Annotated in this window: 8 protein-coding genes; 5 read left to right on the forward strand and 3 right to left on the reverse strand. The window is 43.7% G+C overall.

The features are described 5' to 3' along the window. The first annotated feature begins 53 nt into the window (after positions 1 to 53). The 5 genes from QK890_RS16025 (at position 54) to QK890_RS16045 (ending at position 9,574) form a co-directional block, all read left to right on the forward strand. Complete coding sequence (locus QK890_RS16025; protein ID WP_005809974.1) at positions 54 to 1,061, forward strand: FecR family protein; 1,008 nt, start codon at positions 54 to 56, stop codon at positions 1,059 to 1,061. A 167-nt stretch (positions 1,062 to 1,228) separates the two neighbouring features. Then, positions 1,229 to 4,609, forward strand: coding sequence for a TonB-dependent receptor (locus QK890_RS16030; RefSeq protein ID WP_005818675.1), 3,381 nt, complete (start codon positions 1,229 to 1,231; stop codon positions 4,607 to 4,609). 6 nt (positions 4,610 to 4,615) lie between these two features. Beyond that, positions 4,616 to 6,256, forward strand: coding sequence for a RagB/SusD family nutrient uptake outer membrane protein (locus QK890_RS16035; protein WP_005775803.1), 1,641 nt, complete (start codon positions 4,616 to 4,618; stop codon positions 6,254 to 6,256). 16 nt (positions 6,257 to 6,272) lie between these two features. After that, positions 6,273 to 7,838 (forward strand): arylsulfatase, encoded by a 1,566-nt coding sequence (locus tag QK890_RS16040; RefSeq protein WP_005809968.1) that lies wholly within the window; start codon positions 6,273 to 6,275, stop codon positions 7,836 to 7,838. Positions 7,839 to 8,014: 176 nt separating this feature from the next. After that, complete coding sequence (locus QK890_RS16045) at positions 8,015 to 9,574, forward strand: arylsulfatase (protein ID WP_223127458.1); 1,560 nt, start codon at positions 8,015 to 8,017, stop codon at positions 9,572 to 9,574. Positions 9,575 to 9,667: 93 nt separating this feature from the next. On the opposite strand, the gene QK890_RS16050 is transcribed toward QK890_RS16045, so the two are convergent. From QK890_RS16050 to secA, 3 genes are all read right to left on the reverse strand, one after another. Next, the gene (locus QK890_RS16050) at positions 9,668 to 10,114 is read right to left on the reverse strand and encodes a hypothetical protein (RefSeq protein ID WP_005775807.1); all 447 of its coding nucleotides are present in this window, start codon (positions 10,112 to 10,114) and stop codon (positions 9,668 to 9,670) included. Positions 10,115 to 10,178: 64 nt separating this feature from the next. Then, on the reverse strand, positions 10,179 to 11,279 hold the full coding sequence (locus tag QK890_RS16055; RefSeq protein ID WP_005818678.1) for a DUF6340 family protein: 1,101 nt from the start codon (positions 11,277 to 11,279) through the stop codon (positions 10,179 to 10,181). Between the two features lie 120 nt (positions 11,280 to 11,399). Then, the gene (gene secA / locus QK890_RS16060; RefSeq protein WP_005775809.1) at positions 11,400 to 14,729 is read right to left on the reverse strand and encodes a preprotein translocase subunit SecA; all 3,330 of its coding nucleotides are present in this window, start codon (positions 14,727 to 14,729) and stop codon (positions 11,400 to 11,402) included. Between the last annotated feature and the right edge of the window lie 5 nt (positions 14,730 to 14,734).

The following is a 14,734-nucleotide window of genomic DNA, read 5'->3' on the forward strand; positions in this document are numbered from 1 at the left end:
TAGGAATCCTATTTTCCCACCTGTCTTATTAATAAAAGAGTTGAGTTATAAATATGAATCAAGAAGATATAGACCATTTACTACCTCGCTATTGTGAAGGACTGGCTACGGAAGAAGAGTGCAGGCAGGTGGAAGCCTGGATAGGAGAATCGGAAGAGAACCGGAAGATGGTTGATCAGATGAATACTCTTTATCTGGCTGTAGATACAGTTAACGTAATGCGTAAGGTGGATACGGAGAAGGCCTTGGATAAGGTTAGGAGTAGAATGGTTGTAAAGAAAACAACTTGGTGGGAGTGGATACAACGTACCGCTGCTGTTTTATTCATTCCTTTGTTTATAGCTTTTGTGGTGCAATACATGAACAATAGTAAACCTGTCTTGAGTCAGATGCTTGAGATTAAGACGAATCCGGGAATGACAACTTCGGTGGTACTACCAGATAGTACGGTCGTTTATCTGAATTCGGAATCTTCTTTACGTTATCCAACTTTTTTTGAAGGTGATACACGAGATGTGGAGTTGCGGGGAGAGGCTTATTTTGCGGTAGCAAAAGATTTAAAAAAGAAGTTTTTCGTCTCTACTCCACATGCATCAAAGATAGAAGTATTGGGTACCCATTTTAATGTGGAGGCTTATGAAGATGAACCGGACGTCTCGACCACGTTGGTAGAAGGACATGTTTGTTTTCATTTTAATGATAGAGATTATCGGGTTAAGAAAGTTGTTATGAAACCCGGACAAAAGCTTGTTTATAGTTCGACAAGCGGTGATGTGCGGCTATATGCTACATCTGGCTTGTCGGAAACCGCCTGGAAAGATGGCAAGATCATATTCAGTAATACGCCGTTGGAAGTAGCGTTGAGAATGCTTGAAAAACGTTTTAATGTAACTTTCATTATAAAGAATACACGTTTAAAAACAAATGCGTTTACGGGTACATTCACCGAACAACGGCTTGAACGCATATTGGAATACTTTAAAATTTCGTCCAAGATACAATGGAGATACCTGGAGAGTCCTGATATTCAGGATGAACGGAGTAAAATTGAAATTTATTAATTAACCCTTAAAAGAAATGCTTATGAAAAACAAATCTCCCTGAATTACTAAAAACGTACGGAAAGATATTGGCGTATCCTTCCATACGTAAAAGAGTAAACCTTTTGAGCTTGTTTAGCGACAAGCTAAGATAAACTATTTTTTTAACTTTAAGTCAATACAAAATTATGCAAAATTATTTTAGCATCCAATTATTGCGGGTGGTAAAGTCTTCGCTTTGGCTGACCTCGAATAAAATACCAAGAACTATGCGACTATTTATTCTATTCCTAATTTGCTCTATGAGTTTTGTGCATGCCACAGATGTTTTTGCACAAAAGGTGGAGATCAGTATTGATATACATAATCAAACTGTAGAGAAAGTTCTGAAAGAAATAGAAAAGCAATCGGGCTTTGGCTTTTTCTTTAATAACAAACATGTTAACCTGAAAAGGATGGTTTCCGTTTCAGTTGACAAGAGTGATATATTTAAAGTGCTGGATGAAATCTTTGAAGGGACTAATGTGAAGTATTCCGTTTTGGATAAAAAGATTATTTTATCTACCGAAATGACATCGAAGCAACAACAAACGGTAAGAGTTTCGGGAAGAGTGACGGATGTGAACGGAGAACCGGTGATTGGTGCCAGTGTCGTTGAGAAAGGGACAACAAACGGTATCATAACTAATTTAGAGGGAGAGTTCTCCTTATCAGTGAGTTCGGAGAAAGCGGTGATTGAGATTTCTTATATCGGATATCAGACTCAGGAACTGAAAGTTGTTTCGGGAAAACCATTAAGTGTTACGATGAAAGAAGATACCCGGGCTTTGGAAGAGGTGGTCGTGGTTGGATATGGTTCACAGAAGAAAGTGAACGTGATTGGTTCGATTGCTGCGGTGGATAGTAAGAAACTTGAATCCAGAACCGCTCCCAGCGTTTCGAATATGCTGACCGGACAACTATCCGGAGTAACAATTACACAATCGAGCGGTAATCCCGGACAAGATCAAGGTACAATTCGTGTACGTGGTGTCGGTTCTTTTGGAGCAACCCCCGATCCTTTGGTGTTGGTTGACGGACTTCCCGGTAGCTTGAATGATTTGAATCCAGCTGATATTGAGAGTATTTCAATCTTGAAAGATGCTTCCTCTGCTGCTATTTACGGTTCGCGTGCTGCGAACGGTGTTGTACTTGTGAAAACCAAGGGTGGTCAAAAGGGTAAGGTTACCGTAAGTTATAACGGTTATGTCGGATTTAATCAGGCTACTGAATTACCTGAAATGTGTGATTCGTGGGAGTATGCCGAACTGTACAATAAAGCAATGGGCAAGGAGGTTTATACGGCAGAAGAGATTCAGAAATATAAAGATGGTTCCGATCCGTACAATTATCCTAATGAACACTATCTGGACAAATTATTGGGTAACAAAGGGCTGCAAACCGGACATGAACTGACTGTGAACGGAGGCAATGATAAAACACAATATATGGTTTCCTTTGGCTATGTAAAACAGAACGGGCTGATGAAACACAATCACTATGATCGTTATAACGGCAGAGTGAATCTGACGACAGAATTGGCTAAAAACCTTACATTAACCACACGTTTAGGCGGTGTCGTTTCAAAAAGAAGCGAGCCTTCTACTCCGGGTGGAATGGATTCTGCAGGATTTAAAGCTTTTTCAAGCAATGCACTTCGTTTCCCAGGATTGTGGGCTACCAAATTGGAAGATGGTTCGTACGGTTTAGGACCCAAGGTGCTTGGTACACCGTTGGCATGGTTGGATAGTGGTTCTTTTTATGATGAAAACTTTGATAAATTCCGTTCTAATGTAGAGTTGGCGTTTACACCGGTGAAAGGTTTAACTTTGAAAGCTATCGGAGGATATAATTATACCGGTCAGCAGATTCGTCACTATCGTTCGGCTATGGAGATTACAGGCGGTAAAAAGTTGGGTCCTTCTTCTCTGTCGGATACCATGTATAAAACGGTCTATAAAACGTTTCAGGCATTGGCAGATTACAATGTGAAATTCAGCAAGAATGATTTGTCTGTATTAGTCGGTTATACTTGGGAAGATGAATCGCAGAGAACCGTAGGAGGAAGCCGCCTGAATTTCCCATCGGATGAAGTCCCCTACCTGAACGCCGGAGGAGCTGATGGGCAAACCAATTCCGGTGGAGGCTATGATTGGGCCATTATGTCTGTTTTCGGACGTTTGACTTATAATTATGACCAACGCTATTTGTTTGAAACCACGATGCGCTATGATGGTTCTTCCCGTTTCCCGACAGATAATAAATTTGGTTTCTTTCCATCTGTTGCTGCAGGATGGCGTTTATCGGAGGAGCAATTTTTCAAAGAAGCAGAGTCACTGAGCTTTATTGATAATCTGAAGCTGAAAGCATCATACGGTATTCTGGGTAATAACAATATTGGTAACTATCCTTATCAGTCTACTTATGCTCTTGGAAAAGCAATGAACTATGTATTCGGGGGTGTTTATACTCAGGGTGCCGCAGTGACTACCTATGTTGATCCGACTCTAAAATGGGAAAAGACCCGTACTACGGATGTCGGTATCGAGACTGCTTTCTGGAAGAACAAACTGACGTTTAATGCAGCTTATTTCTATCGTAAGACAACAGACATCCTGTATAAACCGAGCGCAAGTTATTCTTCTATTTTCGGTCTTGCACTTTCGCAAGTCAACACGGGAAGTCTTGAAAACAAGGGATGGGAGTTTGAAATAGGGCACCAGAATAAGGTTGGTGAATTTAGTTATCATGTTAACGGAAACTTTTCCATTATCAAGAATAAAGTGATCAGTCTGGGTGTAGGAGATGTGGAGCAAAAGAGTGGAATGATAGGTAATGGTAGCAATCTGTTCCTGGGTTATCCGATGAATATGTTTTACGGTTATAAGACGGATGGCGTATTCTTGACTGATGAAGAAGTAAAAGAATGGCATGATCAGAGTAAGATTGCTCCTAACTCCAAAGCGGGTGATTTGCGTTATGTGGATATTTCCGGTGACGGAAAGGTGGATGAAGCCGATAAAGCTTATTTGGGATCGAAGATACCTCAATATACATTTGGTTTAGGATTGGGTGCCGAATACAAAGGATTCGATTTCAATATATTGCTTCAAGGAGTGGCCAAAGTAAAAGGACAGTTGACTAATTATGCCGGTTATGCTTTCTTCCAGGAAGGTAATATCCAGAAATGGCAGGCAGAAGAGACCTGGACGAATAATCAGTCGAACCGGTATCCTAAATATCCCCGTCTCGAGGTGATGTCGAATGCGGGTAGCAACAATACGCTGGGTTCTGACTTCTGGATTCTGGATGCCTCTTATCTCAAAGTGAGAAATATCCAGTTAGGATATACATTGCCCAAACATATAACTCAGAAGTTCGGTTCCTCCAACCTTCGTTTTTATATATCACTTGATAATCCATTCTCCATCAGCGGATATCGTAAAGGCTGGGATCCGGAAATTAATACAGACGGTAGTTATTATCCTATTCTGTCAACTTATACATTTGGTTTAACCTTAAAATTTTGATGTAAGATGAAGAGTTTAAAATATATAGTAGCATTGGCATTGGCGGCAGGACTGTTTCAAGCTTGTGATTTAGAGCGCTATCCACTGACAGACTTGTCTGAAGAGACTTTTTGGAATAGCGAATCGAATGCGGAACTGGCATTGACTTCTCTTTATAGAGGAAGCCTGACAGACGGCGTAGAGTATAACCCTTCGGATTGGTGGTCCTATCACGGAATGATTATGATGGAGCATCTTTCGGATAATGCTTTTGACCGTCGGGGGGAGAATAATCCTTTCTTCAAGATTTCAAGTGGTAATTTGACGGCTGATAATGCATTTATTAAAAGATATTGGGAAACGTCTTATAAGAGAATAGGTTACTGCAATCGTTTTCTTGTTGGCATTCAGAATAGTTCCGAATCGGCAAAAAAGACACGGATGATTGCTGAGGCCCGCTTTTTACGTGCAACCCAGTATTTTTATCTTGCCAGCTACTTCAAGGATGTTCCTTTGGTAGAGAATGTGCTGACGGGTGAAGAAGCCAACAATGTGACAAAGACTTCACAGGCCGATATCCTGAAATGGTGTGTAACCGAATTTACTGCAGCTGCGGCCGATTTGCCCCGTTTCTCCGCCATTCCGGCGGGAGAAGCCGGACGTGCTTGTAAACAGGCGGCCCTTGCTTTTCTCGGACGTACCTGCATGTTGCAGAAAGATTGGAAAAGTGGAGCAAAGGCTTTCCACGATATTATGGAATTGGGAGATAATGCGATAAACGCCAACTATCAGGAGCTGTTTTATCCTTCTACCGGAACTTCGAACAAGGAGAATATTTTCTACATCCAGTATCTGGAAAACTATCTGGGTACCGGTCTGCCGCAGCATGCACTTTCTGCCAAAGACGGGGGCTGGAGCCTGGTCAATCCGGCTGCTGATTTATACGAATCGTATGAATTTAAGGATGGAACTCCTTTCAGCTATGATGATCCGAGATATGACCCGTCTAATTTAGGAAAGGATCGCGATCCGCGTCTGGATTATACAATTTACTATAATGGTGCCATCTTTATGGGTACAGAGTATAAGATGAGTCCTGACTATAGTGCAGCCAAGAAAGAGAAGCTCGATTATACGAGCGAGGCTTCCAGAACCGGCTTTATGATGAGGAAATATTTTGAAGAATCGACACCTATAAACGATGTACAGAGCGCAAACGGACTGACTCCGATTATTCGTTATGCCGAAGTGTTGTTGGGATATCTGGAATGTCTGGTTGAAGATAATCAAACGATCACTCAGGGAACATTGGACGAGACAATCAATGCAGTGAGAGGTCGGGCCAGTGTGAAGATGCCTGTTATTACCGAAGTGAATCCGGCTAAACTTCGTGAGATCGTGCGTCACGAACGTCGCATTGAGTTGGCTATGGAAGGCATTCGCTACTGGGATATCATGCGATGGGGGATTGCACATGAAGTGTTGTCCCAGAAAATATGGGGTGCTCCCTATCCAAATTCAACTCAGTATGCAACAACGACCAAGGAGGTTGATCCGACAGGGAAGTGCCGTTGGTATGTTGGTAAACGTGCTTTCCGCAATCCGACAGATTATACATGGCCGATTCCACAGTCTGAACAGAATATTAATCCTAATTTACGCGACTAATTTAATAGCTTAAGTAATGAGACAATATGTATTATTGGCTTGTCTCTCTCCGGTAGCATGCTTGATGGCTGCTACCGGTCAGAAGGGAGGGAAAGCCCAACAAAAAGTAAACGATCGGAAACTCCCCAATGTTGTGTTTATCTATGCTGATGACCTCGGCTATGGTGATTTGGAATGTTACGGTGCAAAGAATGTGCAGACACCCCATGTAAACCGTTTGGCTGCTGAGGGGATCCGCTTTAATAATGCCCATGCTACAGCAGCTACAAGTACCCCATCCCGTTATTCCATGCTTACCGGAGAGTATGCTTGGCGTCGTCCGGGCACGGATATTGCGGCAGGCAATGCAGGGATGATTATCCGCCCCGAGCGTTATACGATGGCTGACATGTTTAAAAACGCCGGTTATGCCACTGCTGCTATCGGCAAATGGCATTTAGGATTGGGAGATAAGGATGGGGAACAAGATTGGAATGCTCCGTTGCCGACTGCTTTAGGAGATATCGGTTTTGATTATTCCTATATAATGGCTGCAACCGCTGATCGTGTTCCGTGTGTTTTTATAGAAAATGGCAAGGTGGCCAATTATGATCCCTCTGCTCCGATTGAGGTCAGTTATCGTAAACCGATTGAAGGAGAACCATTGGGAAAGGATCACCCGGAGTTGTTGTTCAATCTGAAGTCAAGCCATGGACATGATATGGCTATTGTCAATGGCATTGGTCGTATCGGATATATGAAAGGGGGAGGCAAGGCCTTGTGGAAAGACGAGAATATTGCTGATTCGATAACTTCACATGCCATAGGTTTCATTCGTGAGCATAAGGACGAGCCGTTCTTTATGTATTTTGCGACGAACGATGTTCATGTCCCTCGTTTTCCGCACGATCGCTTCCGTGGTAAAAATCCGATGGGATTGCGCGGAGATGCAATAGTCCAGTTTGACTGGAGTGTAGGTCAGATTATGGATACACTTGATAAGCTGGGATTATCAGAAAATACCCTCATTATCCTGTCCAGTGATAACGGGCCGGTTGTTGATGATGGCTATCAGGATCGGGCAGAGGAGTTGCTGAACGGGCATAGTCCCGCAGGACCGTTACGTGGTAATAAGTACAGTGCTTTTGAAGGTGGAACCCGTATTCCCGCTATTGTCCGGTGGCCGAAGGGAGCTGCTTCAGCCGAGGTTTCCAATGCTTTAGTTTCACAAATTGATTGGTTTGCTTCTTTGGCTTCATTGGTTGGAGCAGGGCTACCCAAAGGAGCGGCACCTGACAGTTTTAACTTTCTGGATACTTGGTTAGGCAAGAATCAGTCCGATCGTCCATGGGTGATAGAGCAGGCTTCAAATCACACTTTGTCGGTCCGTACCAAAGATTGGAAGTATATTGAGCCGAATGACGGACCTGCCATGATTACCTGGGGACCTAAAATAGAAACCGGTAATTTGAGTACCCCCCAATTATATCATGTAGCAGATGATGTGGCGGAACGGAAGAACGAAGCTTCTTTATATCCGGAGCGGGTTTTTGAATTACAGAATATATTAAGGCATGTCCGGATGAAAAATCTGAAACCTTAGAAAACTTCTTGGCAGAAACAGGATGCCGTCTTAATGATAATATCGTTGAGGCGGCATCTTTTTTAGATGTGCTTTATATTTAATTTCATTATTTTCATGACAGAACAAGATTCTTGCCTATCTTTGTACTCAGGCTCCATTGACCTCATCAGAAATTACTCTTGAACAAATTTAATATGACAAACGAAAAAATGAAGTTGCTAAACTGTACCTTAGGGGTGGTAGCGGGGGTATCTTTGCCGGCTACTGCTTTGGCCGGAGTGCCGCAGTCTGCACAAGAAAAAACAGAAAAACAGCCCAACATTATCCTGATTGTTGCCGATGACTTGGGATACGGAGACTTAAGTTGTTATGGTGCCCATCGAATACAGACTCCGGGCATGGACCGTATAGCCAATGAAGGTATTCGGTTTACACAGGGATTCTGTACCGCAGCTACGTCCACTCCGAGCCGTTATTCGGTCATGACCGGGAAGTATCCCTGGAGCAATGTCGAAGCTAAGATTTTGCCGGGTAATGCCGCGTTGATTATTGATCCACAGAAGATAACATTGCCAAAGCTGATGAAGCAGGCAGGGTATACTACCGGTTCTGTCGGTAAATGGCATATCGGTCTGGGAGACGGGCATGTAGATTGGAATAAGGAGGTACATCCCGGTGCTGCCGAGATCGGTTACGATTATTCATTCATTCAGGCAGCGACGAATGATCGTGTTCCTTGTGTTTTTCTGGAAAATGGAAAAGTGGTCGGGCTGGATCCGAATGACCCCCTTTATGTGGATTATCGGAAAAATTTCCCTGGCGAACCCACCGGTAAAGACAATCCGGAGTTGTTGCGTATGCACCCCAGTGTGGGGCATGCAGGTTCCATCGTGAATGGGGTGCCTCGTATTGGTTTCCAAAAAGGCGGTAAGGCGGCACAGTGGAAAGATGAAGAAATGGCAGGATTATTTCTGGATAAAGCCAAACAATTTGTTGATGAAAACAAGGATAAACCTTTCTTTCTCTATTATGGACTTCATCAACCGCATGTACCTCGTGTGCCTAACGAACGTTTTGTCGGGAAGTCGGGTATGGGGCCTCGTGGCGACGTGATTCTGGAAGCTGATTGGTGTGTAGATCAATTTCTGAAAGAATTGGATAAACTGGGATTGGCAGAGAATACCATCGTGATTCTGACAAGTGACAACGGTCCGGTACTTGATGATGGCTACAAAGATGATGCTGTTGAATTGGTGGGTGATCACCAAATAGCCGGTCCTTTACGCGGAGGTAAAACAAGCATGTTTGATGGGGGAACCCGTATACCATTTATGCTTCGCTGGCCGGCCAGGGTGAAGCCTCAGGTATCAGATGTATTTGTTTGCCAGATGGATCTATTAGCTTCATTTGCTTCACTTCTGGGACAAAGTTATCCGGATAAAGTGGATAGTCAGAATACGATGGATGCTTTTTTAGGTAAGAGTAAAAAGGGGCGTAAAGAGTTAGTGATCGAAGGGATGTTCAATTATGCTTATCGTCAGGGTGACTGGGCGCTGATTCCCCCTTATTATAATCCCTATAGTAAGGAAGACGGTGACTTTATCGGTTTAGGCTATGGCTATAAACTCTATAATCTGAAATCGGATATCGGTCAGCAGGAGAATCTGGCAGAGAAGTACCCTAAAAAGTTGGGTGAACTAATCAATCGTTTTGAATACTTGAAGGCGCATTCGGACAAGGTGACAAGGTATTGATTATCCATGTGTCCGTCATGAACCCAATCCAAAAGAGGCTATTCGAATTATTCGGATAGCCTCTTTCAGTTATATCACAAGGAGGGGGCGGAACTATTTTTCCAATAAGTTTTTCAGAAAATCGTCCAGTTCTTTATCCAGCCCTTTCAGAAGTTCATCATTTACTAACAGTGTATCATCGTCTACAAGCAAAAGGTCGGAGATCGTCTCTTTATCTTCGTCTACCAATACGAAAGAATAAGGTTTAAGGATAGTCAACTTATCGAAACTTCCACCTTCTTTCATACGGCAGAGCATGGTGCGGAAGATTCTTTCAGCATCTTCGTAAAAGTCATCTCCCTCGTAGGCTGTCCATTCATCAATGGTTACACTGGATAATTCTTCATCTTCATCATCATAGATGAAGAGCTCACCGGAATTTTGGTTCGGTTGAATATGGATATCTGTGACGATGGTCTGTTCGCATCCACAGGTATATTTGTTAATTGCTTTTTGAATCGCAGATTCGATAATGGCTTGTGACTGCTGACTAAGTTTCATATCTTTTAGCTCTTTTTATTTAGCTCAAAGGTATAAAAAAAATAAGAACCCTTGCATGATTTCTTTAAAAATCATCATTAAATCTACTCATTTGGCCTTTAAGTTTGCCTAATCCCTCGGCCCTTTCCTTCAATTCGTTCACATAAAGGCTGGTCAGGTAGTAGTTGGGAATTCTGCTAAAGTCTATATCACTGCTCTTCAGTGAATCGATTTTATCTATTTTACGTGCAAATTCCTGTGCTTTGATAGCCCATTTCTCTGCTTCTTCCACACTATCTTTCATTTCGTGGTATAGGGCCAGATTGAAAGCTGCACGCATTTTCTTTTTGTCATTTTTAGTTGCTTCGAAAGCTTGTTCCCAAAGTTTTGATGCTTTGTCCCATTCATTTTCTTTCACATAGACGGCTGCATCGCGCATTGCTACCGAGCCACTGATGAAGTAGTAACGATAGGCTGTTTTCCAGTACGGCAGTATCTTGCTTACCGGGATGCTACCGGCAAACTCAGAGGACTCGCGAATCATTTGTTTGTCATCCGGGAGACGTGAGCGGACAAACGCTTCGGTATTTCCGTACTCTTCCCAAAAAATGCTGTCGTTGCTGTTGATCGTTACCATCGGGCTTTTCCGTCCCGGAAGATAAATCTTTACCGTAGGATAGATTTTAGTATCTAATGTACCATAATAGGTGTTCCATTCGGGAATATAGCTGAAAACACGTGTTGATTTCATTTGCAAGTTTTCAAGTGAAATGATGAAATCAACACCTAAAGTCTGTGTCAAGGTCCGGACCTCTTCTTGGCTGAGAGTTGATTCACGAGGTCTGAAGTCCCGTGCGCGCAGAGCCGAATCACAAATAACGACTTCGTTAAAATAATTCTGCTCAGCTATGGCTTTGGCCAGTGCCTCGGTAGTGAGCACGGGCTGGCCGTCGTGATAGGATACTGCCCGGCTGAGTTCATTTTTATCTTTTATTTTATTTTCTTTGGGAGGTAAGGTATTATCAGGTGTGGCACTGACATTATTTACGATTGCCACCCGTTTCAACTCGTTAGGAAAACTGATTTCCGCAGGGAGCATATAATCAATGGAAAGTTGCTCAACAGTCTGGCAGGAACTGAAAGACACAAGGAGCAATACGAACAGAATATACGGATATTTTGTCATAGCCTGTTTTTTTACTTTTCTGAAAGAACAAAAATACGATTTTGATTGAATATAGAAAAGCCTCGAACAGTTTTTAACCGTTCAAGGCTTTTATTAAGGAGTTACGGGTTCTTTATATACTTAACTGTTCCGTCCGTGACAATTTTTATATTTTTTTCCGCTTCCACATGGGCAGGGATCATTGCGTCCTACTGTTTTTTCGGCACGGATGGGTTCACGTTTCACGGCTTCGCGCGTATCTTGCTGGGCAGCGGCTTGCTGATTCGGATCACTCAGATCTTGTTTTTGTTCCCGATATTTGCTCATGTCCTGACGTTGTTCCGGAGCTGCCTGGCGTACTTCTACGCGTCTGGCCGCTTCTTGCTGTTCTTCAGTTGGTTCGGCTACAGGAATCTGACCACGCATCAGGATGGATACAGTCTGATTATTGATCTTGTTTACCATATTATCAAACAAAGTCACCGATTCCAGTTTATAGATCAATAGCGGATCTTTCTGTTCGTAACTTGCGTTCTGTACCGAATGTTTCAGTTCGTCCAATTCACGTAAGTTTTCTTTCCAAGACTCGTCGATGACATGGAGCAAGATCGATTTTTCGAATGATTTCACTACTTCTTTCGATTCGCTTTCGTAAGCAGCTTTCAGGTTGCAAGAGATATTGTACATACGTTTTCCGTCCGTGATCGGAATCAGGATGTTTTCGTACATATGTCCTTGGTTCTCGTACACTTGCTTGATCACCGGATTGGCTATCTGTGCCAGACGTTCTGTCTTGCGCTTGAAGTTAGCCATTGCCACATCGAATGTTTTATCTGCCAGCTTATCCTTTTTCTCGTTGCGGAACTCTTCTTCTGTGAAAGGAACCTCCATTGCGAGCGTTTGGAGCAAGTCCAGCTTACATTCTTCGTAGTCTGCATTGTTCTCGATAGCGGCGGCACAACGGTCCCAAATCATATTAACGATATCCATTCCGATACGTTCACCCATCAGCGCATGGCGGCGTTTGGTATAAACAACCGTACGTTGCTTATTCATTACATCGTCATACTCCAACAGACGTTTACGGATACCGAAGTTGTTTTCTTCTACCTTTTTCTGTGCACGCTCGATGGAGTTGGAGATCATCTTGTGCTCGATCATTTCACCTTCCTGGAATCCCAGTTTATCCATCACGCTGGCGATACGGTCGGAAGAGAAGAGGCGCATCAGGTCGTCCTCGAGTGAAACGAAGAAGACAGATGAACCTGGGTCACCCTGACGTCCTGCACGTCCGCGCAACTGACGGTCTACACGACGTGACTCGTGACGTTCGGTACCGATGATCGCCAAACCGCCTGCTGCTTTTACTTCAGGACTCAGCTTGATGTCCGTACCACGACCGGCCATGTTTGTAGCAATGGTTACCGTACCGCTCAAACCTGCTTTAGCAACGATGTCTGCCTCCCTCTGGTGAAGTTTCGCATTCAATACGTTGTGTTCGATCTTGCGCATGGTTAGCATCTTGCTCAGCATCTCGGAGATTTCTACCGAAGTAGTACCCACCAATACCGGGCGTCCTGCCTGTACCAGTTGTTCTATTTCTTCGATTACGGCTTTATACTTTTCGCGTTTTGTTTTATAAACGCGGTCATTCATGTCTTTGCGAGCAATCGGTCGATTGGTCGGAATCACGACTACATCCAGTTTGTAAATGTCCCACAACTCACCGGCTTCTGTTTCGGCCGTACCGGTCATACCCGAGAGTTTATGATACATACGGAAGTAGTTCTGCAGAGTGATGGTGGCAAAAGTTTGTGTGGCAGCTTCTACTTTCACACCTTCCTTCGCTTCGATGGCCTGATGCAGTCCGTCTGAGTAACGGCGGCCTTCCATGATACGTCCTGTTTGTTCGTCAACGATCTTCACTTGTCCGTCGATTACCACATACTCATCATCCTTTTCGAACATGGTGTATGCCTTCAGCAACTGGTTGATGGTGTGTACACGTTCTGACTTGATGGCATAATTGGTCAGCAAGGCATCTTTCTTTTCAAGCTTTTGTTCGTCGCTCAATCCATGTTCGTTTTCCAATTCCGAAAGTTGGGCGGCTATGTCCGGCAATACGAATAAAGTCGGATCTTCCGAGTTACCGGTGATCAGGTCTACACCTTTATCTGTCAGGTCTACGCTGTTCAACTTTTCGTCAATCACGAAGTACAATGGATCTGTTGCTTCATGCATGCGTTTGTTGTTTTGCTCCATGTAGATCTCTTCCGTTTTCAGCATACCGGCTTTGATTCCCTGTTCACTGAGGAATTTGATCAATGCCTTATTTTTAGGCAGTGCTTTGTGGCTGCGGAACAGAGCGAGAAATCCTTCTTCCACCTCTTTCTTATCATTCGAGTTGATAAGTCTCTTAGCCTCCGATAAGTATTTAGTTGCTAACTCTTTCTGCTTCTCCACAAGGCGTTCTACCAATGGGCGGAGTTGCTCAAAGAGCTGGTCTTCGCCTTTGGGCACGGGGCCTGAAATAATCAACGGAGTACGGGCATCGTCAATCAATACAGAGTCCACCTCGTCGACGATGGCATAGTTGTGCTGGCGCTGCACAAGGTCTTTCGGGCTGATAGCCATATTATCACGCAGATAGTCGAAACCGAATTCATTGTTCGTTCCGAAAGTGATGTCTGCCAAATAAGCCTGGCGGCGTGCGTCAGAGTTGGGTTGGTGACGGTCGATGCAGTCCACGCTGAGTCCGTGGAACATATAAAGCGGTCCCATCCATTCGGAGTCACGTTTAGCCAGATAGTCGTTCACGGTTACTACATGTACGCCGTTTCCGGTCAGGGCATTCAGGAATACGGGAAGCGTAGCTACAAGAGTCTTACCTTCACCGGTCGCCATTTCGGCAATTTTCCCTTTGTGCAGTACTACACCGCCAAACAACTGTACGTCGTAGTGAACCATGTTCCATACCGTGTCATTTCCACCGGCATTCCAATGATTCTGCCAGATGGCTTTGTCACCTTCGATGCGTACGAAGTCTTTGGTAGCCGCCAGGGTGCGGTCGAAATCTGTAGCTGTAACTACTATTTCTTCGTTTTCAGAGAAACGTTTGGCAGATTCTTTCACGATGGAGAAAGCCACCGGCAATACTTCGTCAAGTGCTTTTTCGTATATCTCTAATATTTCTTTTTCAATTTTGTCGATCTGAGCGAATACTTCTTCGCGGTCTTCCAGTTCCACGCTTTCGATGCCTGCTCTGAGTTCGTCAGCTTTAGCACGTTCTTTGCTTGCCGAGTTGCGGATGTATTCTTTAAGTTCCTCTGTTTTTGCACGGAGGCCGTCATTGTCAAGCTTAGCAACCTCTGGGTAAGCGGCTTTAATCTTGTCTACCCAGGGTTGAATTTCTTTCATGTCTCGTGTGGATTTGTTTCCGAAAATCGAGCTTAAAAATTCATTAAATCCCATTATCT

It is taken from the genome of Bacteroides sp. NGMCC 1.200775 (assembly GCF_040798045.1).
Lineage (GTDB): Bacteria > Bacteroidota > Bacteroidia > Bacteroidales > Bacteroidaceae > Bacteroides > Bacteroides hominis.